This window comes from Xylanibacter rarus (assembly GCF_001275135.1).
Lineage (GTDB): Bacteria > Bacteroidota > Bacteroidia > Bacteroidales > Bacteroidaceae > Prevotella > Prevotella rara.
Genome location: NZ_LFQU01000080.1, coordinates 1 through 837, shown reverse-complemented (window position 1 = coordinate 837; position 837 = coordinate 1). Strand labels below are relative to the sequence as shown.

At 56.9% G+C, this 837-nt stretch carries 1 protein-coding gene; it reads left to right on the top strand.

Translation table 11 applies throughout. From position 1 onward, the window contains the following. Positions 1 to 3 precede the first annotated feature (3 nt). The coding region (locus ACU52_RS14560; protein ID WP_053399329.1) for an MFS transporter at positions 4 to 837 on the top strand (834 nt) is incomplete at its 3' end.

Sequence of the window (837 nt, the reverse complement as noted above, 5' to 3'; positions counted from 1 at the left end):
CTTATGAAATCAACCAAGACCATATATCTCATCCCTGTGATGTTCTGCTTCTTCGCCATGGGTTTTGTCGACCTTGTCGGCATCGCCTCCAACTACGTGAAGTCAGACCTTGGGCTGAGCGACTCCGTCGCCAACGTGTTCCCCTCGCTGGTGTTCTTCTGGTTCCTTATCTTCTCAGTGCCCACAGGAATGCTTATGAACCGTATCGGGCGCAAGAACACGGTGCTTCTGTCTCTTGCCGTGACTGCCGTGTCGCTCGTTCTTCCGCTCTTCGGCGAGAGCTTCGCCATAATGCTTCTGTCGTTCTCATTGCTCGGCATAGGCAACACCCTGATGCAGACATCGCTCAACCCGCTGATCTCGACCGTAATCCGCGGCGACAACCTTGCCAGCACCCTTACGTTCGGTCAGTTCATCAAGGCCATCGCCTCTTTCCTCGCCCCCTACATAGCCATGTGGGGCGCCACTGGCGTGCTTCCTTCTCTGGGCATGGGCTGGCGCGTTCTGTTCCTGGTATACTTCGTTGCAGGCGTGCTTGCCACGCTCCTTCTGCTGGTAACCCCCATTAAGGAAGAAGCCCCTGCGGGCAAGGTTTCGGGCTTCGGCGACTGCCTCCGCCTTCTCGGCAAGCCCATCGTCCTTCTGTCTTTCCTTGGCATTATGTGCCATGTAGGCATCGACGTCGGCACCAACACCACTGCGCCCAAGCTCCTTATAGAGCGTCTTGGTATGAGCCTTAACGACGCCGCCTTCGCCACGAGCCTCTACTTCATCTTCCGTACGGCAGGCTGCCTGACAGGCTCGTTCTTCCTCCGCGTGATGAACAACCGCGTGTTC